Origin of the sequence: Pseudarthrobacter naphthalenicus (assembly GCF_029076445.1) — a bacterium.
Classification (GTDB): Bacteria; Actinomycetota; Actinomycetes; order Actinomycetales; family Micrococcaceae; genus Arthrobacter; species Arthrobacter naphthalenicus.
Window position 1 is genome coordinate 178160 of record NZ_JARESG010000004.1, and the last position, 25881, is coordinate 204040.

The 25881-nt window shown below is 66.5% G+C and carries 28 protein-coding genes; 11 read left to right on the top strand and 17 right to left on the bottom strand.

Annotated features, from left to right (window positions below):
- Positions 1-13: 13 nt before the first annotated feature.
- The 3 genes from PY310_RS05875 to PY310_RS05885 form a co-directional block, all read right to left on the bottom strand.
- Positions 14-763, bottom strand: a complete 750-nt coding sequence (locus PY310_RS05875) for a GAF and ANTAR domain-containing protein (RefSeq protein ID WP_275213341.1) — start codon at positions 761-763, stop codon at positions 14-16.
- A gap of 85 nt (positions 764-848) precedes the next feature.
- Positions 849-1217 (bottom strand): VOC family protein, encoded by a 369-nt coding sequence (locus PY310_RS05880; protein ID WP_275213342.1) that lies wholly within the window; start codon positions 1215-1217, stop codon positions 849-851.
- Positions 1218-1226: 9 nt separating this feature from the next.
- Entirely contained in the window at positions 1227-2243 is a 1017-nt protein-coding gene (locus PY310_RS05885) for an NAD(P)/FAD-dependent oxidoreductase (RefSeq protein ID WP_275213344.1), read from the bottom strand.
- A gap of 110 nt (positions 2244-2353) precedes the next feature.
- Between PY310_RS05885 and PY310_RS05890 the strand changes: the two genes are divergently transcribed.
- Positions 2354-2938 (top strand): helix-turn-helix domain-containing protein, encoded by a 585-nt coding sequence (locus PY310_RS05890; protein ID WP_275213346.1) that lies wholly within the window; start codon positions 2354-2356, stop codon positions 2936-2938.
- A 169-nt stretch (positions 2939-3107) separates the two neighbouring features.
- Here PY310_RS05890 and PY310_RS05895 read toward each other — a convergent pair whose 3' ends face one another.
- The 3 genes from PY310_RS05895 to PY310_RS05905 all read right to left on the bottom strand — a co-directional run bounded on the left by PY310_RS05895 (position 3108) and on the right by PY310_RS05905 (position 6496).
- Positions 3108-4598: an HNH endonuclease signature motif containing protein gene (locus PY310_RS05895; RefSeq protein WP_275213347.1), complete on the bottom strand. Its 1491-nt coding sequence runs from the start codon at positions 4596-4598 to the stop codon at positions 3108-3110.
- Positions 4599-4711: 113 nt separating this feature from the next.
- Positions 4712-5446, bottom strand: coding sequence for a GAF and ANTAR domain-containing protein (locus tag PY310_RS05900; RefSeq protein WP_275213348.1), 735 nt, complete (start codon positions 5444-5446; stop codon positions 4712-4714).
- A gap of 126 nt (positions 5447-5572) precedes the next feature.
- Positions 5573-6496 carry a CPBP family intramembrane glutamic endopeptidase gene (locus PY310_RS05905; protein WP_275213349.1) on the bottom strand — a complete coding sequence of 308 codons (924 nt, stop codon included), beginning with the start codon at positions 6494-6496 and terminating at the stop codon, positions 5573-5575.
- Between the two features lie 228 nt (positions 6497-6724).
- On the opposite strand from PY310_RS05905, the gene PY310_RS05910 reads away from it, so the two are divergent.
- On the top strand, positions 6725-7498 hold the full coding sequence (locus tag PY310_RS05910; protein WP_275213350.1) for a CPBP family intramembrane glutamic endopeptidase: 774 nt from the start codon (positions 6725-6727) through the stop codon (positions 7496-7498).
- Between the two features lie 76 nt (positions 7499-7574).
- Here the strand turns inward: PY310_RS05910 and PY310_RS05915 are convergent, their stop codons facing one another.
- The 7 genes from PY310_RS05915 to PY310_RS05945 all read right to left on the bottom strand — a co-directional run bounded on the left by PY310_RS05915 (position 7575) and on the right by PY310_RS05945 (position 13693).
- Complete coding sequence (locus PY310_RS05915; protein WP_275213351.1) at positions 7575-8882, bottom strand: ABC transporter permease; 1308 nt, start codon at positions 8880-8882, stop codon at positions 7575-7577.
- Positions 8883-8886: 4 nt separating this feature from the next.
- The gene (locus PY310_RS05920) at positions 8887-9819 is read right to left on the bottom strand and encodes an ABC transporter ATP-binding protein (RefSeq protein ID WP_275213352.1); all 933 of its coding nucleotides are present in this window, start codon (positions 9817-9819) and stop codon (positions 8887-8889) included.
- A gap of 75 nt (positions 9820-9894) precedes the next feature.
- A complete protein-coding gene (locus tag PY310_RS05925; protein ID WP_275213353.1) occupies positions 9895-10293 on the bottom strand; it encodes a VOC family protein in 399 nt (132 codons plus the stop codon).
- A 10-nt stretch (positions 10294-10303) separates the two neighbouring features.
- Complete coding sequence (locus PY310_RS05930) at positions 10304-10741, bottom strand: helix-turn-helix transcriptional regulator (protein ID WP_275213354.1); 438 nt, start codon at positions 10739-10741, stop codon at positions 10304-10306.
- Between the two features lie 70 nt (positions 10742-10811).
- Positions 10812-11021, bottom strand: a complete 210-nt coding sequence (locus PY310_RS05935) for a hypothetical protein (protein WP_275213355.1) — start codon at positions 11019-11021, stop codon at positions 10812-10814.
- A 98-nt stretch (positions 11022-11119) separates the two neighbouring features.
- On the bottom strand, positions 11120-11866 hold the full coding sequence (locus PY310_RS05940; RefSeq protein WP_275213357.1) for a FadR/GntR family transcriptional regulator: 747 nt from the start codon (positions 11864-11866) through the stop codon (positions 11120-11122).
- Positions 11867-11938: 72 nt separating this feature from the next.
- Positions 11939-13693, bottom strand: coding sequence for an L-lactate permease (locus tag PY310_RS05945; RefSeq protein ID WP_275213358.1), 1755 nt, complete (start codon positions 13691-13693; stop codon positions 11939-11941).
- Between the two features lie 186 nt (positions 13694-13879).
- On the opposite strand from PY310_RS05945, the gene PY310_RS05950 reads away from it, so the two are divergent.
- Genes PY310_RS05950 through PY310_RS05960 form a run of 3 tightly spaced genes read left to right on the top strand, consistent with a single transcriptional unit; the run spans position 13880 to position 16793 of the window.
- Entirely contained in the window at positions 13880-14683 is an 804-nt protein-coding gene (locus PY310_RS05950) for a (Fe-S)-binding protein (RefSeq protein ID WP_275213359.1), read from the top strand.
- A complete protein-coding gene (locus PY310_RS05955) occupies positions 14680-16161 on the top strand; it encodes a LutB/LldF family L-lactate oxidation iron-sulfur protein (RefSeq protein ID WP_275213360.1) in 1482 nt (493 codons plus the stop codon). The genes PY310_RS05950 and PY310_RS05955 overlap by 4 nt, the downstream gene beginning before the upstream one ends.
- A complete protein-coding gene (locus PY310_RS05960) occupies positions 16158-16793 on the top strand; it encodes a LutC/YkgG family protein (RefSeq protein ID WP_275213362.1) in 636 nt (211 codons plus the stop codon). The genes PY310_RS05955 and PY310_RS05960 overlap by 4 nt, the downstream gene beginning before the upstream one ends.
- A 10-nt stretch (positions 16794-16803) precedes the next feature.
- On the opposite strand, the gene PY310_RS05965 is transcribed toward PY310_RS05960, so the two are convergent.
- The 3 genes from PY310_RS05965 to PY310_RS05975 are packed head-to-tail and all read right to left on the bottom strand — an operon-like array spanning position 16804 to position 18319.
- Entirely contained in the window at positions 16804-17487 is a 684-nt protein-coding gene (locus tag PY310_RS05965) for a CDP-alcohol phosphatidyltransferase family protein (RefSeq protein ID WP_275213363.1), read from the bottom strand.
- A 44-nt stretch (positions 17488-17531) separates the two neighbouring features.
- Positions 17532-17939 carry a hypothetical protein gene (locus tag PY310_RS05970; RefSeq protein ID WP_275213365.1) on the bottom strand — a complete coding sequence of 136 codons (408 nt, stop codon included), beginning with the start codon at positions 17937-17939 and terminating at the stop codon, positions 17532-17534.
- The gene (locus PY310_RS05975; RefSeq protein ID WP_275213366.1) at positions 17936-18319 is read right to left on the bottom strand and encodes a cupredoxin domain-containing protein; all 384 of its coding nucleotides are present in this window, start codon (positions 18317-18319) and stop codon (positions 17936-17938) included. Before PY310_RS05975 ends, PY310_RS05970 begins: the two co-directional genes overlap by 4 nt.
- Positions 18320-18809: 490 nt before the next feature.
- Between PY310_RS05975 and PY310_RS05980 the strand changes: the two genes are divergently transcribed.
- From PY310_RS05980 to galU, 6 genes are all read left to right on the top strand, one after another.
- The gene (locus tag PY310_RS05980) at positions 18810-19373 is read left to right on the top strand and encodes a hypothetical protein (RefSeq protein WP_275213367.1); all 564 of its coding nucleotides are present in this window, start codon (positions 18810-18812) and stop codon (positions 19371-19373) included.
- A 14-nt stretch (positions 19374-19387) separates the two neighbouring features.
- Positions 19388-19675 (top strand): PqqD family protein, encoded by a 288-nt coding sequence (locus PY310_RS05985; RefSeq protein ID WP_275213368.1) that lies wholly within the window; start codon positions 19388-19390, stop codon positions 19673-19675.
- 26 nt (positions 19676-19701) lie between these two features.
- Complete coding sequence (locus PY310_RS05990) at positions 19702-20904, top strand: ATP-binding protein (protein WP_275213370.1); 1203 nt, start codon at positions 19702-19704, stop codon at positions 20902-20904.
- 91 nt (positions 20905-20995) lie between these two features.
- Positions 20996-22576 carry a tyrosine-protein kinase domain-containing protein gene (locus tag PY310_RS05995; RefSeq protein WP_275213371.1) on the top strand — a complete coding sequence of 527 codons (1581 nt, stop codon included), beginning with the start codon at positions 20996-20998 and terminating at the stop codon, positions 22574-22576.
- 9 nt (positions 22577-22585) lie between these two features.
- On the top strand, positions 22586-23500 hold the full coding sequence (locus tag PY310_RS06000; protein WP_275213372.1) for a nucleotidyltransferase family protein: 915 nt from the start codon (positions 22586-22588) through the stop codon (positions 23498-23500).
- Between the two features lie 98 nt (positions 23501-23598).
- Positions 23599-24489 carry a UTP--glucose-1-phosphate uridylyltransferase GalU gene (galU, locus tag PY310_RS06005; protein ID WP_275213373.1) on the top strand — a complete coding sequence of 297 codons (891 nt, stop codon included), beginning with the start codon at positions 23599-23601 and terminating at the stop codon, positions 24487-24489.
- Between the two features lie 745 nt (positions 24490-25234).
- Here galU and PY310_RS06010 read toward each other — a convergent pair.
- Positions 25235-25837, bottom strand: a complete 603-nt coding sequence (locus tag PY310_RS06010) for an LPXTG cell wall anchor domain-containing protein (RefSeq protein ID WP_275213374.1) — start codon at positions 25835-25837, stop codon at positions 25235-25237.
- Positions 25838-25881: the final 44 nt, after the last annotated feature.

Consider the following 25881-nt stretch of genomic DNA (forward strand, 5'->3'; position numbering starts at 1 on the left):
ACCTAGTTGGGAATCAGGCGCGGGCGGTGAAGTGGCTGGTCGGGACCCCGCCGGGCAGGACCTGCAGGAGCCACTCGGCAACGCCGCGGATGGTGAGGTTCCGCTGCCGGGATTCCTCCTCGAGGATCCGGTGCGCGGCCTCGTACGAACAGCCCTTCTGCCCCATGAGCACGCCGCAGGCGGTGTTGATGGCCGCGCTGCTGGCGAGGGTTGCGCGGTGCTCCGCGGACAGGGCCAGATCGGCCCGGTGTTTCAGCGCCAGCCGCAGGCTCTTGGCCGCCACGCCGCCGAACACCAGCACCTTGGCGGCCACCACGGGGGTGAAGATGTTCGCTGTCGCAGAGTAGAGGGTCAGGGCGGCGCGGTAACCGCGTTCCAGGTGCAGGGGAATCGCGACGGCGGAGCGGTAGCCTGCCGCTGTGAGGCTGCCGCAGTAGTCCGGCCAGCGCGGGTCCGGGGCGCGGTCGTTGAGGATGATGGACAGCCTGCCGCCCAGGGCCCGCGCCGTGGGGCCGTGCCCCGTGCGGTGGTCCCGGCGAGAAAGCTCGACGGCGGTGCCTTCAGTATTTGCCCCGATGCACGGCGTCCCGTCCGGCCTCACCAGCGTCACGGTACTCTCGACCGGCAGGTGGGACAGGCCGCTTATCGACGAGGCGACGGTCCGGGCCAGGGAACCCGCCAGCGCGGCCTCCGAATGGCCATGGATGTCCAGCAGGGCTCCCGAGCCGGAGCCAAGCCAGGTCAGATGTTGTTCAATGAGCATTCCCAAACCCCCAAAGTCGGTGGCCACCAGAGTAGGGAGGCGTCACCGGGAGGACAAGGGTAGAAAGTACCTGTTTTTGCGGGGCCTACCGCGGCGGGATCTCCTGGATGACCCACCGGTTGCCGTCCGGGTCGCTGAAGTGGGCGAACGCGAAGCCGCCGAGGTCCTGGGCCTCGCTGACGGGGGCGCCGCGGCGGACCAGTTCGGCGCGGGTCCCGGCCATGTCCGGGACCACCAGCTGCAGGCCTTCAAGGCTGCCCGGGGTCATGCCGTTCATGCCGGTGCCGATCACAATCGAGGCCGCTGAGCCCGGCGGGGTGAGCTGGACGACGCGCATCCCCGGAACGTGCTCAACGTCGTGATCGAGGACAAAGCCGAGCTGGTCGGTGTAGAAGGCTTTGGCGCGGTCCACATCGGAGACGGGCACCTGGACAACTTCGAGTCTGAGTTCCATGGCGTCACCCTACCTTGTGAGGCCGTGACGCCGCTCACCCAGGACGGTCCGTGAGACGGCCGCTTCCGAGGCGGCCGAGAAGGGGCCGAACCGGCCCTCCACGGCCCAGCGGGTTTCCTCCTCGATGAGGTCGGCGTTGATCCGTGCGCCGGCCATGACACCTTCGGCCGCCGCGGTGATTACCTGGGCCATGAGGTTGGTGACGTTGCCTGCGGCGAACACGCCGGGGACGGCCGTGGCGCCCATGGCGTCGGTCTCGACGAAGTGCCCTGCCCCGGACGGATGCTCCAGGGCCTGGAGTCCGAGCGATTCCAGCAGTGCGGACCTGGCTTCCATCCGTGATCCGACCGCCAGGGCAGCCACCGGAAAGGACTGACCCGTGCGCAGCGTGACGCCCGCGAGGACACCGTCCTCGGCGTCGACTGAGGCCACGGAGCCCTCCACCACCCGGACGGACCGGGCGGCGAGTTTGTCCCATTCCTCGTCCGTGGGTTCCAGCGTGTTGTTGAGGAAGAGGGTGATGTCCGGGGACCATTGCCGGAACAGCAGGGCCTGGTGGACGGACAGGGGTCCGGTGCCCAGCACGCCGATCCGTTGCCCGCGGATTTCCCAGCCGTGGCAGTAGGGGCAGTGCACCACGCCCTTGCCCCATTGTTCCCGCAGCCCGTCGATGGCCGGCAGCTCGTCCGTCAGGCCGGTGGTGACCAGGAGGCGCCGCCCGGTGACCCGCCGGAAATCCCCGAGAGCTATCTCGAATCCGGAAGGAGTCCGCTGCGCCGAAGCCGCCTCGCCGTCCAGCACGGTTCCGCCGTAGGAGAGCACTTCGCTGCGTCCCAGTGCCAGGAGTTCCCGCGGGTTCAGGCCGTCGCGGGACAGGTGCCCGTGGACGCCGGCCGCGGGTGCGTTGCGCGGCGTTCCGGAATCGATGACCAGCACCGAGCGCAGTGCCCGGGCCAGGGTGGTGGCTGCGCTGAGCCCGGCGGCGCCGCCGCCAATGATCACAACGTCGTAGCGTGTGGTGTCCATGCTGACTGTCCTTCCAGAGGGTCCGCCGCCCTCCGCAGGCGACCCATCCAGCATCAGCCGCGTCCGCCCATGTTGGCAAACATTGTTGCCGTTATGGCAAACTGGGCTGCATGGCAGACGAACTGGACGATGTCCTTGGGGCGGTGGGTCCCCGGCTGCGGGCCATCCGCACCGAACACACCCTCACCCTCGGCGACGTGTCGTCCGCCTCCGGCGTTTCGGTGAGTACCTTGTCGCGGCTGGAGTCCGGGCAGCGCAGGCCCAACCTCGAGATCCTGCTGCCCCTCGCGAAGCTGTACGGGGTGCCGCTTGATGACCTGGTGGGTGCCCCGCCCACGGGGGATCCCAGGATCCACCTCCGCCCCATCACCCACGCGGGGATGACCGCCGTTCCGCTCACCCGCCGGCCGGGCGGCCTGCAGGCGTTCAAGATGGTGCTCGACGGCGGTGCGCGCGGGGAAGTGCCGGACCCGCGCGTTCACGAGGGCTACGAATGGCTCTACATCCTCAACGGGCGGCTGCGCCTGGTGCTGGGGGAGAAGGACTTCGAACTGCGTGCCGGGGAGGCCGCGGAGTTCGATACCCGCACCCCGCACTGGTTCGCCAGCGCCGACGGCAAACCGGTGGAGTTCATCAGCCTGTTCGGGCAGCAGGGCGAGCGGATGCACATCCGGGCGCGGCCCAAGCCCTCATAGCCAAACCAAAAGAGAGTCAAACGAGGACAGCCCGCAGGCTCGGACCCAAGTGCGGGTTGGTCCCAAGCGCTGACGCCAATCCCCGCACGACTAAGTGCCAATGGTCGGGCCGGATGTGGAGGAGCCATTCGAGCTCAACTTTTCCGGCCCAGGGGCACGCCGGTAAGGGTCAGGCCAGGGCGTGGAGGAGCCGTTCCAGTCCGTCTTCTCCGGGTGAGGGTCCGAGGTGGATGAGTGCGGGGTAGCTGTGCGGCCGGGGCCGTTGGGGCCAGTGTGGTGGTTCCCAGTTCTGGTGCTCGCTTGTGTAGCGTCTGCCCGTTGGAGAGATCCATCCCGGTGGCCTGGTTGGGGTGGCTGGGCTGGGTTGCCAGGCTGTGGTGTGGCGGAGCCTGTGGTGTCTGGGGCACGGTTGTCCCAGGTTCGAGATCCCGGTGGTGCCGCCGTCGGCCCAGGCGAGGAGATGATCGGCTTCGTTGTCCAGTGAGTTGTTCGAACAGCCCGGGAAGGGGCATTTACCGTCCCGCAGCCGCAGCCATTGCCGCATGGCCTTGGTCAGCCGGTAGCTGGCGCGCCCGATCTCCAAGGGTGCCCCGTCGCGCGGGTCAACCAGGACTCGGTGGAACGACTCGGCCCCGTTCGCCACGAGGTCCCTGGCCATCGACGCCGGGATGGGGCCGTACCCGTCCAGCATGGCCGGTTCCTCGGTGGCCCCGAGCAGGGAGAACACCGGGACCGTAACAAGCACCTGCGCCCGCGGTGTGGGAACCCGCGCCGCGCCGCCCTGGTTCCCGTTCCCGTCGGAGCCGCCGCTGCCCCGGGTGCTGTCCACGTTTCTGTTGTCGTTTTGATGTCCGCCGAGGAGGGCGGTGGCGTAGGCGTCGACTCGGAGCTGGGTAAGGGTCCGGGGCTCGGTCGGCCCTTGAAGACCACGGGCTATCGCCGTGGTGCGGTTCCAGATCGCTGCGGCGGTGTCCGCGGGGAGGTAGGCGGTGATCCAGGCCATCCCGTCCTGGTCCGGGGAGTAGTCGATCCGCCGGTCGAGGACGCTTTTGGCGTGGCGTTTTTCGATGCTGTCGCTGTGGTGGCGTTCGCGCCAAGTTCTGGCGTGGTGCCGGAACCGGCCTGCCGGCATCTCCCCGGGCGGGCATCCCGTGGCGGCGCCGGGTGAGTCCGGGTCCAGGAAGTGGGCTTCCAAGGCGGCAGCACCTGCGGGGCCGAGGGTGGCGGCTTCGTCGGCCATGACCCGGGCATGCTGCCAGGAGATGGTTCCGGCCTGCAGGGCCGTTAGGGTCAGCGGCAACGTCGTGGCCAGAGCATGGGAGATGGCCAGGAGTGATCCAGCCGCCCGGTCCCCAATGGTCAGGACGCAGCCGACCTCGGCGGTGACCGCCATCTCCAGGGCCTGGCCCGACGTCTCCGGGCCGGCCACCGCCTGGGCTGTGTCCGCGTATGTCACGGCGGTGAGTGCTTTCAGGCAGGCCATCTGCGCCTCCGCTCTCACGCCGCCGGCCAGTATGTCCAGGCAATCCTCAGAGAGGTCCCGCACGGGATCACCGGCTACGGAGAGGCCGCCGGGACCGGATCCGCGGGCCACCCCGGTGAGCACCGCAACGGCCGCGGTGATCTCCGCGTACGCCTGCGCCACTACACGGTTGCTCATAAACCCATCATCCAACGAGGGTCCGACAATCAAGCCAAGACCGTTGATGAAAGCCAGCTCAGAGGCCCACAGCCGCGGCGGCGAAGGCCGAAGGCGCCCACCTCAACGGGCCCCTACATGTCGAAGTACGTGGTGGGTCCCGCGCCGGAGACCTTGGTGACGATCTCCTCGGCCACCACCCGGAGTTTCTGGTTCCGGTGGCTGGAGACCTTGATCAGGATGTCCATGGCTTCGTTCTGGGTGCAGCGGTTCTGGCCCATGATGATGCCGCAGGCCAGGTTGATGGCGGTGCGGCTTGCCATGGCCGCGCTCAGGTCATCGGCGGCGTCCTCGGCCGTGGCCACCCTGACGGCCAGGCCCACCGCGTTGCGGGCGACGTCGGCGAAACTGACTGCCTCGTCGATGACCGCCTTGCTGAACGCATCGGTGACGGGTGAGAAGAAGTTCAGGGCCGCAGTGGCCCCTTGGCTGAGCTCGAGCGGTACACCGAGGACGCTCTGGACGCCCTCCTCGATGAGGCGTTGCTGGTAATCGGGCCAGCGCGGGTCCGTGCGGACATCGGCCAGGAGCACCGGTTGCTTCACCTTCAGTGCGGCGATGCAGGGCCCGTCGCCCACTTGCTGTTCAATCCTGTCCAGCTCGACGGCCCGGTCAGTGCTGCCGCCCACTGTGGCGGTCCGCCGGCCGTGCTTTAGGGTGACGCCGCACTCGATTGCCGTGCCGGCCGATCTGCTCAACGCCGACGCCGCACTCACAGAGAGGCCGCCAAGGAATTCAGCCACGGATCCGGTCCCGACGATCAGGTCCTGCAGCTCAAGGAGCAGCTCGTGCTCGGGGGAATTGGTCATGACCAAATTTAGGCCGGAATTGCGGGCGCTCACAAGCCGGACAGCCCCCTTTCCTTGTTGAGCGGACGCGCCAGTCGCCACTGAAAGACGCCGAAGATGCCCTGGAAGAAGATGCCCTGGAATACGTCACATGCTGTTGACGGCGATGTGCACCACGGACGGCACCAGCAGGTTGCGGGTGCGTTCGAACAGAGTCCCCAGCGCGAGTCCAATGAGGGACTGCTGGAGGATGATGACCGCAATGGCCGGCAGCAGGCCGGTGTGCCCGGTGTTGGTGTAGCCCAGCCCGAGATGCCAGACGCCGAACACCAGCGCCTGCAGGACAAGGGCCCATCCGGGACCGGCGAGCAGCCGCAGCCGCGTTTGCAGGGCACCACGGAACAGGAACTCCTCGAAGAACCCGTTCTGCATGACGTTGGAGGCGAGCGTGCCCAGCAGCCGGAGGGCCGTCTGCTGCCCGCTGACCAGGGTGAATGCAAGCCAGGCAGCGGGGATGACGCAGCAGATCAGCAGCGCCCGGCCCGTCCGGTGGCCCTTCCCGAAGCCCAGGGCGGGGAGTCGCGCGCCGGCCAGCAGCAGCGCCGCCAGCGGAAGGACCGTGTAGGTGACCGGGTTGGCCAGGAAGTTCCCGCGGCCCGTGCCGAACCACTGTTCCCCCAGGCTGCGGAGCCATTCGACCATCGGCGTCCACAACGGGATCCCCGCATCGCCGCCCATGACGTGGTGGAAGGCGAGTCCGTTCCACGCGGTGAGCGCTATGAAGACGGCCGCCACCCCCAGCTGCACCCACACGCGCCGGCGTGCAGGGCCGGCGTCGGCCGCCACCGCGGGTGCCGGTTCGGTGGCTCCCGCAACCAGAAGGCTGAGCAGGAGCAGGACACCGCCCACCGCCATGCCCGCCACCGGAAGATCGTGCCCTCCGGCAGAGAGTACGACGGCGGCGGCGAACCATACAGCGGCGTAGAACCATGTGCACGGGGACGCGGCAGCCGCTTTCAGTACGTGTTCAGTTCGCCCGCGGAAACCGGTCCCCGCCGCTGTGGTGGTCATGGCCGCCCTCCTCGGTTAGAGCATAGGAGATGTCAGGACCCCGCGGCGCCCGCACCTGGGAAATAGCTGGTGACAGGGCGTTGACCAGCACGTTAACCCGGGGAGCGGCCCTGGAAAGACCCTTCCAAAACCCGTCCGGACAGGGGAGACTGCTGGCGTGAGGGGCGCCGCCGTCGGCCACAGAGAGAGGCCCGCGGCGCGTACGAACTGACAAAAGGGGGGAATGGCGTGAAGAAACTGAATGAGATCAAACCCGTCTGGCACTCGGTGATCTGGATCGTGGCGTATGTGCTGCTGGTCAACATCGGCGACTGGCTTTCCGAACTCATGGGCGAGCCGCAGCTGGCCACGGCACCGCTCCTGGCGGTGCTGTCCATCGTGCTGTTCATCTACGTCAGGCGGAACGGCTGGCTCCGCTACTACGGGCTCCGTCCGCTGAGGGGGTCCGATGCCAGGGGCACGTTGCTGTACCTGCCGTTGGTGGTCATCGCCGGGATGCAGCACGTGAAGGGGCTCCGGAGTGACCTGGATGTGGCGGCGGTGCTGCTGATTGTTGTCCTGATGGTTTGTGTGGGGTTCATCGAGGAGCTGGTATTCCGGGGTTTTCTGTTCCGGGCCATCCTCGCCAACGCCCGCCTGAAGCGGGCCGTGCTCAATTCGGGCGCGACCTTCGGGATCGGGCACATCGTCAACCTGGCGCGGGGCTACACGGGCCTCGACCAGATCATCCAGATCGGCTTCGGCGTGCTTTTGGGGATCGTGCTCGCGCTGCTCTTCGCCGTGACCGGGACCATCGTGCCGCTCATCGTGTTCCACACGGTGCTGAACATCAGCGGGAACGTGACGGTGGCGGACTCCGGGGCTGAGCTGGCCATGCTGGCCGTAACGGCGGTCATCTGCGCCGGGTACGCCGCCTACCTCGTAGCCGTCCTGCGCCGGCGCGGACCGGACGCCGAGGTGCAGAGCCTGCCCGCTCCCGCGTCCGTTCCAGCGGACCGATAACGACGGCGGCGCGCGCCGGTGCGCGGAGCTTTCCGAAGGTGCCGCCGGGGACCAAAGGCCCCGTCACCGGCCCCCATCATTTACCAGTCAGCGGGCTGCGTTTACGGAACGTGCCGGCGATGGAGAGCTTCCGGGAGTACTGGATGGAGCCGTAGCGGAAGAGGTGGACGGCCAGGCGGAGGATCAGGAAGCCGACCACGAAGAGTTCCACGATGATGATCGCCGATTCCACCGGACTCAACAACCCGAACGCGTTGCGGAGCAGCCCGGTGACGGGGGCGGAGAGCGGGAAGTAGGTGAAGATCTGCACGATCAGGGCGCGCGGATCGGAGATGATCAGGCTGACGGCGTAGAACGGGACAAAGATCAGGGCCATCAGCGGCCCGAAGATGGTTCCGGCGTCCTTGGCGGTGGGCATCACGGCGCCGATCGCCACCAGGACGCCCGTGAACACGGTGAAGCCGCCCAGCAGCAGGAGCGCTCCCACAATGATGTTCCCGGGCTCAAAGCTGATGGTGGACAGGTCCAGGTCCGGGATGGAGAGCCTGTCGCGGAAGAAGAGGTAGCCCAGCACGATCGGGGTCAGGAACACCAGGACCTGGACCAGGCCCACCATGAACAGGGCGGCCACCTTGCCGATGATCAGGGTGGTGGGGTTCAGGGTAGTGAGGATCATTTCGGTGACCCGGTTTTCCTTCTCCTCCAGCGTGCTATTCAGCATCTGGTTGGAGAGCAGGATGATCGAGACGTAGAAGATCACCAGGAACGTCAGGGGCGGGATCGCGGCGCCGAAGCCGCCGGTGGCCTTGCCGTCCTTGAAGGCCTCGGATTCGGTCTTGACATTCCCGCTGGCGGCGGCGGTCAGCTGCGGCGAACCCACGGTGGCCTGCGCTGACGCGGTCAGCAGCTGCTTGGCCACGGCGTCGTATTTGCCGTTCTCGAAGATTCCCTTGTCCACGCCGTAGACCTTCACGGTCTGCGTGGCAGGCTCGGCCGGGTAGACGAAGTAGGCGTCGCTCACGCCCTTTCTGACGTCCTCCAGCGCGGCTCCGGGGTCGGCCGCTTTGATTCCACCCATGGCCCGGGCGACGGTGTCCGAGACCAGCCCGGAGGCGTCCGTATACGTGAAGGACAGGGCCGCGGTCTTCTGCGCGTCGGCGCTGGCGGCGGTGGAGGAATTGCTCAGGTAGACGAGGGCGAACACGATGCCGATCACCACCGGGATGGACAGCGTGGCGATCCAGAAGCCGCGCTTTTTCATGGTGCGGGTGAATTCGAAGCCGATCACCGTGCGGAGGTTGTGCTGCGCGAACGGCCGCTTCGGCGGGGCCGGGACGGCCGCGGGCGGGGGAGCGGGGGAGACTTTGGTGGCTGGATGCGTCATGGGGTCAGGCCTCCGCCATCTGGTGTTCTTCGCCGTAGACCTGGATGAAGATTTCATCCAGGGACGTCCGGGCAGTGGTGAAGGACCGCACGGCCACGCCGGCGCTGATGAGTTCGCGCAGGACGGCGGATTCGGTGCCGCCGGGGCGCGGGGAGAGCTCGGCCCGGCCGTCGCCGGCACTGACAATGTCGTAGAGGGCGGACGCGGGCAGGGCGCCGTCGTAGGCCAGCCGGTACACGGTGCCGCCGAACTGTTCCTGCACCTCCTCCACGGTGCCGTACGCGCGGGACGTGCCGTCCTTGAGCAGGATGACCCGGTCGCAGAGCCGTTCCACTTCCTCCATCTGGTGGGTGACCATGATGACGGTGGCGCCGGCGAGTTTCCGCTCTTCGATGATGTCCATCAGCAGGCGCCGGTTGACCGGGTCGAAGCCCTTGGTGGGTTCGTCCAGGATCAGCAGTTGGGGGTCGTTCATGATGGTGACGCCGAGCTGGATCTTCTGCTGCTGGCCGCCGGAGAGTTTGTCCACCCGCATGTTTGCCTTGTCGGCCAGATCGATCCGGTCCAGGTACTCGCGGGACCAGGTTTTGGCGTGGGCTTTGTCCATGCCCTTGAGCCGGCCGAAGTAGACCATCACGTCCAGGACGGACTCTTTCTTGTACAGGCCGCGTTCCTCGGGCAGGTAGCCGAGGCGGGCGCCGTCGCGGGCGGTGAAGGGCCTGCCGCCGATGTGGAGGGTGCCGGCGGTGGGCTGATAGATGCCCAGCAGCGCCCGCAGCGTGGTGGTCTTCCCGGAGCCGTTGCTGCCGAGGAACCCGAAGGTTTCCCCGGCCCGGACATCGAAGGACAGATCCCTGATGACCGTCGTGTCCCCGAAGTCCATCCGGAAGTCCTGAATGTGCACAAGCGGCTCCCCGGCCGCACCGTCCAGCGTCATGCCCCCCACTCTAACCGCACGACGGCGGCACCCACGGTGGGTGCCGGCGTCGTACTTCCCAAAGGGGCGCGGAAGTTACCCCTGGTTGATGCGGATCATGTTGCCGGAGGGGTCGCGGAAGGCGCAGTCCCGCGGCCCCCAGGGCTGGTCGATGGGTTCCTGCAGGACCTCGGCGCCGGACGCGCGGAGCTTTTCGAAGGCGGCGTCCAGATCATCCGTGGCGAACACCAGCATGGGCATGACGCCCTTGGTGAGGAGTTCCTGGATGGCGTCGCCGTCGGCCTGGGAGCGGCCGGCGTGCGGCGGGGAGAGGACCAGTTCCAGGCCGGGCTGGGCGTCGCTGCCCAGGGTGACCCAGCGCTGCCCGTCGGAGCCGACGTCGTTGCGGACTTCGAAGCCCAGGGCGCGGTAGAAGGGGAGGGACTCGTCCACATCGGTGACGGTGACATGTGCGTATTTCAGTGAAATGTTCATGCCATCCACGCTATTTCAGCGCGGGCGCGGGCGCTTCTTCAATCCTGCTCGGTTTGCGGGCGGGCCGGGTGTGCTGCTTGGCGATGCAGGACGGCATGGCCTTGACCGCGTGGTGTTCGCGGGCGCGGTAGGCGCTGGGGGTCATGCCCACAATCTCGGTGAACCGTGAGCTGAAGGACCCCAGCGAGGTGGAGCCCACCTCCATGCAGGCATCGGTGACGCTGGCTCCGGCGCGCAGCAGCGCCATGGCGCGTTCGATCCGCCGGGTCATCAGGTAGTTGTAGGGCGTCTCCCCGTAGGCGGCCTTGAACTGGCGGGAGAAATGCGCCGCGGACATCAGGGCGCCGGCGGCCATGGTGGGCACGTCCAGCGGCTTGGCGTACTCGCGGTCAATCAGGTCGCGCGCCCGGCGCACGTGCGCCAGGTTGGCCAGCTCCTGCGGTGTCATGACGTCATTCTACGGCGGCCGGGGCGGCGGGGCCCGCGCAGATTCCGGCGCGGGCCGCCGTCGTAATCCCCTACCCGCGCGGCCGCGCAATCCGCACGATCTCCAGTGCCTCCGGGTCCAGCAGCTTCCGGACGCCGGTATCCGCGTCCAGGATCCAGATCAGTTCCAGGGAACGGACGACGTCGGTCACGCGGCCCTGGTGGAAGAGCTTGCCGTTGTGCCACGCCTGAATGTAGTCGTCCACCTGGATGGGTGCGGTCTGTGTCTGTTGCGTTGTCATGCTGTGCCTCCTGCTGGTTGTCCCCGTAGGGCCAAGCATGCCGTGACCAGGTTGCCGCAGTGTTTCGGCAGCATGATTTTCCTGTGACGGCGGGCAGCCTATTTGGCGCCGGCTGTTGCGGTGGCTTCCTGCGCCTGCCGGTAGAACCATTCGATGTGCTCGCGCAGCAGGCGGGCGGCGAGTTCGCCGTCGTGGGCCTGGACGGCGTCGAAGATGCCGTGGTGCTGGGAACGGAGCGTGGACAGCACGTCCGGCCAGTGCTCCATGGCGTCCATCGCGCCCTTGACGTAGCCCACGATCGCGCCGCTGAGGGATTCCATCATGGTGGCCACTACGGTGTTCCCGGCCAGGGAGCTCAGGGCCACGTGGAACCGCGCGTCCAGTTCATGGAACGTTGCCCGGTCCATCGCGGGATCGTCCATGGCCTGCAGGAGCTGGGCGGCCTGCTCCAGGTCCTGGTCCCCGCCGGTACGGTTCGCCCCGGCCCGGGCGGTCCAGGTTTCGAGCAGGATGCGGGTCTCCACGATGTCCTCCACCGGCAGCCGGCTGCTGGCAACGTGCAGCCGCAGCGCCGAGGACAGCCCGGCCGAGGGGTCGGAGATGACGATCGCACCGGAGGTGGGGCCGGAGCCCACCGAACTGCGCAGGATGCCCATGGCATCCAGGACGCGGATGGCCTCCCTGACGGAGGCCCGCGAGATCCCGTAGTTTTCGGCGAGGGTGCGTTCGCCCGGGAGCCGGTCGCCCACTTTCATCTTTCCCGAGCGCAGGTCCGCTTCAATGTCTTTCAGGAGGGCGTCGTGCGTACGACGGCGGGGGGCGGCTCCTGTGGCGGCGGTTGGCACGGGTGATTCCTTAGGTAGCGGGAGTGAGGGCCGGAGTCCGGCCCCCACTCCCCGAAACGACGGTGGTGGAGGCTATGGCAGCATCCAGCCCAGAACGGGGGTGGACTGGAGGTAGGACAGGGTGCACAGCACCAGAAGCAGAGCCACGCTCCATCCCACTACTTTACGCAGGATCACCGATTCCTTGCCTTCAAGGTTGACCGCGGATGCCGCAATGGCCAGGTTCTGCGGGCTGATCAGCTTGCCCACCACGCCGCCGGAGGTGTTCCCGGCCACCAGCAGGTTCGGGTCGATGCCCGCTTTGAGGCCGGCGGTCTGCTGGAGCTTGGCGAAGAGGGCGTTCGCGGAGGTGTCCGAGCCGGTGACCGCGGTGCCGATCCAGCCCAGGACGGGGGAGAGGAAGGCGAAGAACGTGCCGGTGCCCGCCAGCCAGGTGCCGATCGAGACTGTCTGCCCGGAGAAGTTCATCACGTAGGCGAGTGCCAGCACGGTGATGATGGTCAGGCCGGCCCACCGCATCCGGTAGATGGTCCGTCCGATCTCCTGCACGGCGTTGGCCAGTGTGACCGGGTAGCGGCCGCCGTCGTTGTACTTGGAGTACACGAACGCGACGATCAGGCCGGTGATCAGCAGCAGGGTGCCGGGGGTGGAGAGCCACTGGAAGGAGTAGACGGTGGAGGAAACGGGCTTGCCCGCAGCATCAACCAGGGCATCGTGCAGGATGGGCCAGGGGATCTTGACGTCGGTGGCGGCGAGGAGGGCGGGGACGTCCACGCCCAGTTTCCACAGCTTGGCGATGCCGAAGACCACAATGACCAGGAAGTACGGGAACAGGGCCAGCCAGGTCCGGGTGGGGGTCAGGCGGTCTGTAGCGGCCTCGGCGGTGGCCACCGCGGTTGCCCGGTGTGAGCCGCCGCCGGCCGGGCCGCCGGCGGCGGTGGCACCTGCCTGGGCCGGCCCGGCGTTGCCGGCGGCGTGCAGGCGCTCGCGGGCGGCGGCGCTGCCCCTGGGTGTCCAGACGCGGAAGAACAGCACGGCCGCTCCCAGGCCTGTGAGGGAAGCGACAATGTCGGTGAGTTCGTAGGAGAAGTAGTTTGAGCACAGGAACTGCGCGGCGGAGAAGGAGAAGCCCACCACCAGCGCTGCCGGCCAGCAGTCCTTCAGACCCTTCCGGCCGTCGAGGATGAAGAGCAGGATCAGCGGAACAATGGTGGCCAGCAGCGGGGCCTGGCGTCCCACGACGGAGGCAATGTCCGTTGCGTGCAGCCCGGTGAGCCCGGCCGCGGTGGTGATCGGGATGGCCATGGCGCCGAAGGCCACCGGCGCGGTGTTGGCCACCAGCACGGCGGCCGCTGCGCGCAGCGGCGGCAGTCCGAGCGCCAGCAGCATGGTGGCGGTGATGGCCACTGGCGCGCCGAATCCTGCCAGGGCCTCCAGCAGGCCGCCGAAGCAGAAGGCGATCAGCACCGCCTGGAGGCGCACATCGCCCTTGCCGATCACGTCGAACACACGGCGGAGGTCCTCGAAGCGTCCGCTCAGGACCGTGACCTGGTAGAGCCAGACGGCCATGATGACGATCCACAGCACCGGGAAGGCGCCGAAGACCCCGCCCTGGGTGGCGGACAGCAGGGCCAGGCCGGCCGGCATCTGGAAGGCGAAGATTCCCACCAGCAGGGCAACCAGGAGTGCACAGGCGCCGGCCACGTGCGCCCTGGTCTTGACGACGGCCAGCAGGATGAAGAACGTCAGCAGGGGCAGCAGGGCCACGATGGCCGACCAGGCAACGCTGTTGAGCACCGGGTCGGTGCTGGGGGTGAAGTGGTCCACGGAATTCCTCCACGTTGAGGGGATGTGAGGGGTGAGGTCAGACCACTATGGTCGGACCACTAGAGTGTAGCGTAAAGATTCCGTGGATGTGACCCCGTTCACGCCAGCTTTGATGGGATGGACGTGGCGCCGATCACGTGCTTTACTATGGTCAGACCACATCCCCGGAGCCCTCGAGAGGCTGTCATGAGAATTGCCTTGTTCGCCACCTGCATCGTGGATGCGATGTACCCGGCCACAGCGCAGGCCACCGTCAAGATCCTGGAGCGGCTGGGGCACCAGGTGGTGTTCCCGTCCGGGCAGGCCTGCTGCGGGCAGATGCACGTCAACAGCGGCTACCTCAAGGAAGCCGTTCCGGTGGTGGCCAACCACGTGGCCGCTTTCGACACCGAGGACTACGACGCCGCCGTCGCGCCTTCCGGTTCCTGCGTCGCCTCCGTGAAGCACCAGCACCCCATGGTGGCCCGCTCCTGCGGGGACGCGGCGCTGGAAGCCCGCGCCACCGCCGTCGGGAGCAAAACGTACGAACTGTCCGAACTGCTGGTGGATGTCCTGGGCGTCACGGATGCCGGCGCCCAGCTGGGCTCCTATTTCCCGCACCGCGTCACGTACCACCCGAGCTGCCACGGCATGCGGCTGCTCAAACTGGGGGACCGGCAGTCCCGGCTGCTGGCCACCGTGCAGGGCATCGACCTGGCGGAACTGCCGGAAGCGGACCAATGCTGCGGGTTCGGCGGCACCTTCTCGATGAAGAACGCTGACGTCTCCTCGGCCATGCTGGCGGACAAGACGGCCAACATCGCCGCCACCGGCGCCAGCCTCTGCACGGGCGGGGACGCGTCCTGCCTGATGCACATCGGCGGCGGACTCTCACGCCAGAGCAGCACCGTGAAGACGCTGCACCTGGCTGAAATCCTGGCCAGCACCATGGCGGAACCGGCGTCCGTCACCGGCGAAGTTCGCGTTACCACCGGAAAGGCCACCCGATGAGCACCTTCCTTGGCATGCCCGCACTGCCCATCTACGGCACCGGCAACCTGCACGCCGCCGAGTCCTTCCCGAAGGCCGCCCACCGCGAGCTCGGCAATGCGCAGCTGCGCGCCAACCTGGGCCACGCCACCCACACCATCCGGGACAAGCGCCTGCAGGTGGTCTCGGAGCTGCCGGACTGGGAGCAGTTGCGCGACGCCGGATCGGCCATCAAGGAATCCGTGATGGCCAGGCTGCCCGAACTCCTGGAACAGTTCGAGGCAAACTTCACGGCCCGCGGCGGAGTGATCCACTGGGCCCGTGACGCGGACGAAGCCAATCAGGTCGTGGCGGGACTCATCCGGGACACCGGCGAAACCGACGTGGTCAAGGTCAAGTCCATGGCCACCCAGGAAATCGGGCTCAACGAGTACCTCGAGGAGCAGGGCATCGCCGCCTATGAGACCGACCTGGCCGAGCTGATCGTCCAGTTGGACCACGACAAGCCCAGCCACATCCTGGTCCCGGCCATCCACAAGAACCGCAGCCAGGTTCGGGACATCTTCCTGCGCGAAATGGAGGGCGTGGACCCGGAGCTCACTGACGAGCCGGCCCGGCTCGCCGCCGCCGCCCGGGCGCACCTGCGCCGCAAATTCCTTACCGCCAAGGTGGCCGTCTCCGGCGCCAACTTTGCGCTCGCCGATTCCGGCACCCTCGCGGTGGTGGAATCCGAAGGCAACGGGCGGATGTGCCTGACTCTGCCCGAGACGCTGATCACCGTCATGGGCGTGGAGAAGCTGCTGCCCACCTGGCAGGACCTGGAAGTGTTCATGCAGCTGCTCCCGCGTTCCTCCACCGGCGAGCGGATGAATCCCTACACGTCGCTCTGGACCGGCGTCACTGAGGGCGATGGGCCGCGGAACGTGCACCTGGTGCTGCTGGATAACGGGCGCAGCGCGGCCCTGGCGGACGAGATGGGCCGCTCGGCGCTGCACTGCATCCGCTGCAGCGCCTGCATGAACGTCTGCCCCGTGTACGAACGGACCGGCGGGCACGCCTACGGCTCCACGTACCCGGGCCCGATCGGCGCCATCCTCTCGCCGCTGATGACCGGCATCCAGGCCGAGGAGAACAGTTCCCTGCCGTACGCATCGTCCCTGTGCGGGGCCTGCTACGACGCCTGCCCGGTGAAGATCAACATCCCAGACATCCTGGTGCACCTGCGCAGCGTGGACGTGGACAGCAAGCGGGGCACCAAGAAAATACCCACCCAGATGGACGTGGGCATGAAGGCAGCGTCCTGGGCGCTGTCCTCCGGCAAGCGCCTGGGCCTGCTCGAAAAGGGACTGCCGCTGGGCCGGCTCGCTGCCGGGCCGGGCAAAAAGATCACCAAGCTGCCCGGCATCGCGGCCGGCTGGACCCAAAGCCGGGACATTCCGGCACCCCCGTCCCAGTCCTTCCGCGACTGGTGGGCCAAAGAAAAGGACGGCCGGAAATGAGCGCACGCGAGGACATTCTGGGCCGGATCCGGGCCGCCCTGCAGGACAGCCCCGAGGTCCCGGACATCCCCCGGGAGTACCGTGCGGAGTCCGGGCTGGACCAGGACGCCCTGGTCCATCTCCTGGTGGACCGGCTGGTCGATTACAAGGCGCAAGTTTCCGTGGTGGACGCCGCCGGGGTTCCGGCGCGCATCGCCGAGCTCCTCGCGGAGGCGCGGAGCTTCGTGGTGCCGGCAGGGCTCGACGCCGGGTGGCTGGCGGGGCTTGACGGCGGACCCGGTGCGGGGCGGCTGCGCCCGGACTCCGCGGCTGCGCCGCTGAGTGTGGCCGAGCTGGACAGCACCGACGCGGTGGTCACCGGCAGCGCCGTTGCGGTGGCCGAAACGGGGACCATCATCCTGGACGGCAGCCCCAACCAGGGCCGCCGGGCCATCACCCTGGTCCCGGACCACCACATCTGCGTGGTGCAGGTGGCGGACATCGCGGGCATCCTGCCGGAGGCGCTGCGCCGGATCGACGGCACCCGGCCGCTCACCATGATCAGCGGCCCCAGCGCCACCAGCGACATCGAACTTGAACGGGTGGAAGGGGTCCACGGCCCCCGCAGGCTGGACGTGATCATCGCGCGGTAGGCCGCTGCACTCAGGCGGAGACCGGGACCCGGCGGCGCCGCTCCAGCTCCACCGCGTCCCGGGCAAAGGAGAACACCAGCAGCGGCAGGGCAACGGCCGGCGCGGCGACTCCAATGAAAGGCGGGACGCCCGGCGCCAGGGCCAGCAGCAGCGCGAACGGCTGCAGCGCCCCGATCGCCTTACTGCCGGCGCGGGCCGGCAGCGGGGAGCGGAGGTGGGGCCAGATCCGGCCGGCGGCCACAAAAAGGTAGTAGAGCGCCCCGATGCAGAGGGTCCACGCCCCCACCGTCACCGCGGTGGTGCAGGAGAGCACCAGCACCAGGGCGGCGTCCGTGGACGTGTCCAGGCGAGCTCCGGCCGCCGATGCCGTGCCGGTGCGCCGGGCCACGGGACCGTCCAGAGCGTCCATCAGGAACGCCACTGCTCCAACCATGACCAGGGCCACGCCGGGCGGGGCTCCCGTGACCAGCACCGGCACGGCCAGCACGGCGCACAGGGCCACCAGGACGGCCCGGAGTAGCGTGACCCGGTCCGCCGGGGTGGAGAAGCACGGGGTGCGGCGCAGCACGGACGCGGCCGCATTTCCGATCACCAGGGCGCCGGCGGCCAGCCCCAGGGACTGCAGGCCGAGGTCCGGCCAGGTCACGGCGGAGAGCCAGGCGCCCGCCGCGCCGTAGAGGGCAACGGCGGTCACGGCGTCGGACGAGGCACGCAGGGCGGGCCTGCTCTCCAGGGTCTTCAGGGTGCGTTCACCCGCTGTCGTGTGCGAGCGGAACGGACCAGCCCCATGGCGGCAAAGACGGTCGCTGCGCCCTCCGCGACGGCGCTGAGGGACTTCTCGAAGAACCATACGGGATCATACATCGCCGGGATCGGCCCGAAGGCGGGAACATCCACGTACCGGTAGAGGACCACGGCCACGAAGCCGCTGAACGCCACCACCAGGGCGATGGCGTAGGCGGCGCGGCTGCCCCGGATCAGGACGTACAGCCCGGCCAGGAGGGCTGCGGCGCCTTCGAGCAGGAACAGGCTGCCCTGGCCGATCTGGCCGGGGGCGGCTGGCGGGTAGCCCGGGACGAGGTGGATGTGAACGCCCGCGTCGATGAACAGGCCCAGCGCTGTCAGGATCCGCAGGGCCAGGCTCATTTGACCGTCAGCGTCCCGTGCATCTCGGGGTGGTAGGTGCAGTGGTACGGGTAGGTGCCCGGGGTGGAAGGGGCCGTGAACGTGGCCGTCCCGCCGTGCCCGGCCACCTTCGCGTCAAAGGCCTGGCCCTTGTCCGCGGTGACGGTGTGGGCCGCGGCGTCCATGTTGGTGACGGTCACCGTGGCGCCCGGTGCCACCGTGAGGGGCGCTCCGTAGGCGAAGTCCTTGATGGTGATGCTGGCCGCAGCCGCTGTGTCGCCGGCCGCGCCGGGTGCGGACGCGTTCCCGGGAGAGGTGCCGGAGCTTCCGCCGCTGGCACAGCCGCCTAGGAGGAGCGCAGCCATCAGCACTGCTGCGGCCCGGGCTCGCATCGCCTTCATGGTGCACCGTCCTCGACGCCGGAACTTGGGACGTGTTTGTTCCTATATTGTGCGCTCACCGGGCAGGAAAGGAGCCGGTGTCCGCCTCCCCAAATTAGGTGGTGGGACCTGCTTCGTCCGGACAGCGTTGGTTGGACTGGGGTGCCTGGCCCTGGAGTCGAAGTGGACAGCGCTGTCCCGATTCACGGGCGCCGCAGTTCCGTGAACGTACGACGCCGGCCGCTCGCCTTGGGTGCCTCGGTTGCGGGTGTGCCGCGCCGGCCGCCCCGGCAGGGTGTCGTGGTGGCACTCGAACGTGACGAGGCATCGCCGCAGGTCAAAGGCGTCTTGAAGGAAAAGAGAGCAGAACTTGACCAAATCTTGCAATGTGATTGACCCAACCTTTGGCCGCGTTGGGAAGAGTGTTCAGGGCCGGGGAGAACGCGGCCGGAGCAGCCAGAGTCCAAGGCTGCAGCTGAAAACTACAGTGGGGGCGCATTTGTCTGAGGTTTTGAACGACGAGGTCACGAGCAGTGAAGAGGCCGTGTTCAGCCGCCGCAGGGTGGTCAAGGGTGTGGCCTGGTCAGTGCCGGTGATCGTGGCTGCCGTCGGGGCTCCGCCGGCATCGGCATCGCCGGGGCCGACGCCGACGCCAGTTCCCGCGTCGGTCAAGCTGGGGGCCCTGGCCACAGTCGCTCTAACGGGGGCGACTTCAGCTTCGGCTACGCTTCCCACGGGTTTCGATATCCACACTGGAACCGCATTTGTCGGGAACTCAGTCTCCTACACGATCACGATCAGATCTCAGGCGTCGAATCAGAAGGCGCTTATCTCCATAGCCTCAATCTCGCCAGGCACCGGGTCGACTTCTATTCCGCAGAATAAGAAGGACACAACATTCACCAGCAGTGTAGCCACCACGCCGGGGGATCACACGTTGCACGTCTCTCTGAGTGGATTCAAATACACGGAAGTCGCAACGAAGGGGACTTTCACTTACGACCTGATTCTTACTGCGATTATCGACGGAGTTTCGAAACAGGCGTCAACGACCTTTCAAGCCACTTTTTCTTGACGGAGTCACCCATCATGACCGCGCGACTCGCCTGGAGACGCAGCACCCTTGTCGCAGAGGTCCGTTCGGGACCCTGCCGTATTGCTCTGCTCCAACTGGATGCAGCGCAACCGGTCGTTCTCGAAGGCACGGCTGCGACCATCTGGGAGCTGATCGACGGAGAACGGAACGAGCAGGCCATCCTCGCAGAGCTTGAGGCCAGGTTCGAGGACGCCAATGACCACATGCAAGCTCAGGTCGCCGACTTTCTTGCCAACCTTCAGGACCAGCATCTGATCGAATCTGCTGGGCCTGCCCAATAACAACAGCTTCAGATCCGGGGGGAATCGTGAGCGATACCGACGTAAAGGTGGCCAGGGCGCCGCAACAGATTGAGGAAGTTCTGTGCGGACGGGACCCACTGTGCCTGAACATCTTGGGCGTGGAGTTCATGGTTCGCTGGGGCCGTGGCGTTACGGGCGACCAGCGGGGGCGGATGCGCTCGGCGTGGGCGCGGTGTGCCACTAAAAGTTCGCCGCACCTTCAGTCATTGCTCAGAGAACCGACAGGATCCCAGCCGTTCTCTGCGTCCGTCAGCTATCAATCACCGTCGAGCAGTGTCAGCACGTTCAGTCTGCAGGCCGCATCCTTCGATGAGCTGGCTGAGAACCTCACCTCCAGGCTCACCGTCGCCGCCATCCTGGCTAACGCGGGGCAGCTCACCATGCTGCACGCCTGCGGGGTGGCCGACCCGGATACAGGGGCGGTTGTTGCCCTGGTTGCCCCGTCGGGAACCGGCAAGACTACCGCCGCCACCGTGCTGGCCGGAACCTACGGTTACGTCACTGACGAGACGGTGGCTATCAGAACCGACGGCTCAGTGGTTCCCTACCCTAAGCCGTTGTCCCTGAAGCAGGAGTACTTTGTTCCAAAGCACCAGGTGGGACCGGACGAGCTCGGGCTCCAGCCGGCTCCCGCCAAGCCCTTCATCCGGTCGATCGTGCTGCTTGACCGGGTTGAAGGTGACGATCGCGTGGCTCCAACCTTGAGTAAGGTGCCGCTGGCCGACGCCCTCCTGGCCCTAATCCCGGATTCCTCCTCGCAGGGCGAAGTCGACCAGCCATTGCAGTCCTTGTGCCGCCTGATTGACAGCGTCGGGGGAGTCTGGAAGGCCACCTATTCGGAAGCCGCGGATCTGCCGGCAGCGTTGGCGCCGCTGTTCCAAGAGCAGCTTCCCTCGAAGCCGCAGTGGGATGCGCCCGGAGTCACAACGGGAAACACGCCGATTCCGGACGGCTACATCCGCCGGACGGCAGCTAAGGATTCCGTATCCATCGATGGCGACCTTCTGGTGATGCTCGACTCGGAGATTGTGCGGCTCAGCGGGATCGGACCGGCCATCTGGGACACAACCGCGGACGCAATGGCGGAAGACCAACTGGCCGTCGGAGTGGCAAAAGCGCACGGCCACCCCGAAGGCTACCAGGACGCCGTCGCAGAAGCCGTCAAGCAGCTCATCGCGAAATCAGTCCTGGAACAGGGCAGCAACTAGCCGCCAAGCCACGTGGGGGACCACCAGAAGCAGCACCCCGGCAACGAAAGCCGGGCCACAAACACACGAACGTGAACGAGAAGGAACAACCATGAGCGTCACAACAGCCACCCCGGGGGAGGCGCATGGAGGCCTGGACCTGACCGACTACCTGCGTGTGGTCCGCACATACTGGAGGGCCATCGTCGCGTTCACCCTGCTGGCCACGCTGGCGGCGTTCGGCTGGACCGTCCTCCAGCCCAAGATCTACTCCTCGGACTCCAGCGGCATCGTGGTGACGCCCGGATCGGACAACGTCAGCCTCGCGCTCGCCGGGGACAGCCTGGCCAAGGCCAAGGTCAAGAACTACGAGTCCGTGGCAAAGTCACGCCTCGTGGCGGACCGGGTCATTGCGGACCTGGGCCTGAAGACAACGGCAGACGCCCTCCTCGGCAGCATCAGCGTGAAGGTCCCGCTGGACACTGCAGAGATCAAGGTGACAGCCCAGTCGCCGGACCCCGCCACGGCGCAGCGCGTGGCCGATGCCTGGGTCAACGGCCTCGCCGCCCAGGTGGAAGCGATCGAAACGGCACCGAGTGCGGAGGCGGCACCCGGCGAGGCAGCAAAGCCCGACGCCGGAACATCGGCCGGCACCCAAGCTTCGGCAGTGCGGGTGCTTCCGCTGGGCAAGGCAGTGCTTCCCGCCGCCCCCGTATCACCCAACGTCAAGCTCACCCTTGCGCTCGGGGCCCTGACCGGCGTGGCCCTGGGCGTGGCGTATGCCCTGGTCCGCCGGCACTTGGACCGGCGGATCCGCAGCGCTGCTGAAATCGAGCGGCTCTTCGGCGTCCCGGTCATCGGCACATTGCCCGTGGACCATCGCCTGGATGCGAAAAGTACCATCCTGGAAACCGGAAGCGCAGCGCAGGTTCACGACGCCGGCGGCGCCATGGCGGAGGCCCTCAGGGAACTCCGCACCAACCTCAGCTTCCTTGATGTAGACCAGCCGCCTCGGATCATCGTGGTCACCAGCTCGGTTCAGGCTGAAGGCAAGTCCACTGTCACGGCCAATCTGGCGGTCACCATGGCAGCTGCGGGCGAAAATGTGGTGGTGGTCGACGGCGATCTGAGGCGCCCCACGCTGGTGGATGTCTTCAACCTGGTGCCCGGGGTCGGGGTCACCGATGTCCTTACCGGCACGGCCGAGCTGGCGGATGTCCTCCAGCCGTGGGGTGCCCTGCCGAACCTCGCTGTCCTCGGCTCGGGCCGGATTCCGCCAAACCCCAGCGAGCTTCTGGGCTCGCGGGCCATGAAGAACATGCTCAGCGCCCTGGCAGAAAATGCGATCGTCCTGATCGATGCTCCGCCGCTGCTTCCCGTGACCGATGCCGCTGTCCTTTCACGGGTTGCAGACGGGGCCATTGTGGTAATCCGGACGGGTAAGAGCACCCAGGAGCAGCTGGCTCAGTCCCTCGGAAACTTGGATAAGGTCAAGGGCCGCGTTTTGGGCGCGGTCCTCAATTACGTGCCAACCCGCGGAACAGACTCCTACTCGTACTACGGCACCTACACGTCCGAGCCTGCGGCCGCTGCACAGTCGGTGGCTGGACCCCGTCGCGCATCCACTCGGCCGGTTACCGACATCGAAGCCCGTCTGGAAGCCGTGCCCGCCGGGCGCCGGGCCAAGGACTAGGCTGCGGCCGTGGCAAATCCCGACGGCGAAGCTCAGCTCTGCATCCCCGAGGCAGTCCTTTTGGGCCATGCCATGGTGCAACGGGTGGCGGACAGCTTGGGAATCAGGGCGTTCTTCATCAAAGGGCCTGCCAGCGTGATTCAGGGGCTGCGCCTGCCCAGGACATCAGGCGACGTGGACGTCTTTGTGCATCCCAGTGACCTTGAGGCGATGATTGAAGGGCTGCGGAAGCGGGGCTGGCGGGAGCGTCCGGTCGATCCGGATAGCAGGACCTTCCCAAAGCACTCGGTTACCGTCGACCACCCGGAGTGGCCCTGCTGTATCGACGTGCACTTCCGGTTTCCGGGAATGGAGCGCCACCCCGCTGACTGCTTTCAGGCGATGTGGGCGAACACCGAAGACCTTGAACTTGCAGGGCTGGATGTGCGGGTCCCGTCAAAGGAGCTGGGGCTCCTCATCCTTGCCCTCCACGCTCTTCGGTCGCCGCACTTGCCCGCATGCCGGCAAGAACTTCAGCACATGGCCGGCCTCACTGAGCGGGAGTCGATGGCCGCCGCCCTGCTGGACGTTTCGGCCTCCACGGGCTCCCTAGCGGCCATGCGCCCTTTTCTCGAGCCCCTGGTTACCCAAACAATGACGGTGGACTGGCCCACAGCATCCGTGGAGTGGCGCAACCGCCTGCTGGCTAAGGAACCGGGTAGCGCCCGGCTGATCGCCATAGCGCAGGCCCCATTGAAGGAAAAGCCTTTGATGCTATTTCGTGGCGTCTTCCCGGTACCCGAAGTGCATCTGTCTCGAGACATCTACGCCGATATGTCCCTTCTGGGCAGGTGTAGGTCTCATAGAGCCCGGTGGGCGCGCTTCCTGCTCGCGGTACCGAAGATCGTGCGGGACCTCGGCCAATTCAGGAAGATTGGCCGGTGACCGACCAACCGTTGGGCCAGACTGGAAAAGCACGTCAGGAACGTGTAATCGAGGAACTCAATTGCAGGATTCCTCCAACGATTTTGTAAGGTTCACTCATGACAGTGGGGAAATCAATTACTAAAGCCGTCATTCCTGCTGCCGGGCTGGGAACCCGCTTCCTGCCCGCCACCAAGGCGATGCCTAAAGAGATGCTGCCGGTGGTTGACCGGCCCGCTATCCAGTACGTCGTAGAAGAAGCCGTCAAAGCCGGCCTCGACGATATTCTGATGATCACCGGGCGCAGCAAACGCGCGCTCGAAGACCACTTCGACCGCGCTCCCGGCCTCGAGCGGACTCTCGAGCTCAAGGGGGACAAGCAACGTCTCGCCTCGGTCCAGGAAGCGTCGGACCTTGGTCCTATCCACTATGTCCGTCAGGGCGAAGCCAAGGGTCTGGGCCACGCCGTCCTGTGCGCGAGCCAGCATGTGGGCAACGAGCCGTTCGCTGTACTGCTTGGTGATGACTTGATCGACAAAGCTGAGGATCTGCTCACCACCATGATGGAGGTGCAGCACAAGACCGGCGGCTCGGTGATCGCCTTGATCGAGGTTGATCCTTCTGAAATCAGCGCCTACGGCTGTGCGGACATCACCGCTATCGAGGGTGAGGACTTCGTCCGGGTGAACAGCCTGGTGGAAAAACCTGCAGTTGGTGAGGCCCCATCCAACCTGGCAGTTATCGGCCGGTATGTGTTGCACCCGGCGGTGTTCGGCGTCCTGGAAGACACGAAGCCCGGCCGCGGCGGAGAGATCCAGCTGACGGATGCCTTGCAGACGCTAGCCGCCGGCGAGGGTGAGGGCTCAGGGGTTTACGGCGTCGTATTCGAGGGCCGTCGTTACGATACCGGCGACAAGCTGAGCTACCTCAAGGCAGTCATCACCGTGGCTTCTGAGCGCGTTGAGTTTGGCGAGGACCTTAAGAGCTGGCTGAAGGCCTTCGTCAGCTAACTCCTGATGCTTCTGTAAACTCCCAACAGGCTTGCCGCGGACTCTGTGTGGGCTTGTATTCGTTTTTGAGCCGTAGTGACCAGGAGATCGCAAATAATGGCCCTCCTGTGTTTGTTACATGATCCAGCAGGCCCGTGGATCGATTGTGAAGAAACAGCAGCTGGTCTGTTTGGATGCACGTGGATACGATCAGCCCAAAAAAAGATCTGGCGCAGGTTCTTTCGGACATGCCAGGTATCCCCGAACTGAGCGGAAGGGACAGCGCTTCATTGGCGGACGCTTCGTCGAATTGATAGTTGAACCACACGAGATTCCGTAGGCGTGAAGGAATCTCAGAACGCTGACCAGTTGACCTTGAACGGGTCGATCCACCGGGCTTGGCCGGAATACGACCAGCCAATAGCGATAGCACGTCTGTAAGGAAACCACGCCACAACCTCTGGCTATTTGAGCCCCTCAATAATTCGCCAATTGCTTCTCAGCAGTGCAAGCCTAGCCACTGCCAACGAGGTCCAGGCTAACAGCCCCAACAGTATGTATGGGATCGCCTGCGAGTGGGACAGGGGAAGTCAAATCCAACTGACAAGGTGTCCCGCGCCAATGTCGCCCCATACTGCTATAAATACCACAGGGTTGGTGCCTGCCGCCTTCTATCCGGTGGTTGAGCCCGTTTAACCCTTAAACGCAGAGGGTGGATGCTTCCCCGGATTTCCGAACAAGCACCCACCCTAGGCACGTGTAAAGTCTATGCGTTAGCAGTTGCCTTGTTTCGGCGAGCAAGAATAACGCCGGCAGCGCCCAAGCCGAGCACTCCTACGCCCGCTGCGCCCCAGAGGAGCAGGCTTGCATCAGCACCGGTGTTGGCCAGTGCGGCACCCGTATTGGCAAGAGCGGCTCCGCCACTGGTGTCAGCCAGTCCGCTGGCGAAGGCGGGGTCCACAACAACGGTGACGGGGCCAACGGTCTGTCCAGATGTGTTGCCCGTAGCAGTGAGCAGGTACGTGCCAGCTTCGCTGATAGTGATCGGCACGGAGAAGTTACCGGCCGCATCTGCTTGAGCGGCAAGGGTCTGCGTCTCGGTTACGACGTTGATCCTGGTGCTTACTGACCGATTTCCGACGGCGGCGCCGCCTGCTGCGGGCGGGTTGCCCGGGGTTACGCGGATGGTGAGCGTTTCACCAGCGAATGGGCCTTTTCCACGGAAGATGAATTGTTCGCCGGGGCCTACGGTGCCGTCAGAAACGGCAGCCTGGGGCGGGATGGGCGGGTAGTTGGCAGCGAGAGCTGGCGCTGTGCCGATCATGGCGAGTGATCCTGCGACGGCGAGCGTTGCGAGAGTTTTCTTCATTAGTGTCCCCCCGGAGACGTATAAGTTTGTGATGTACCCGAAAC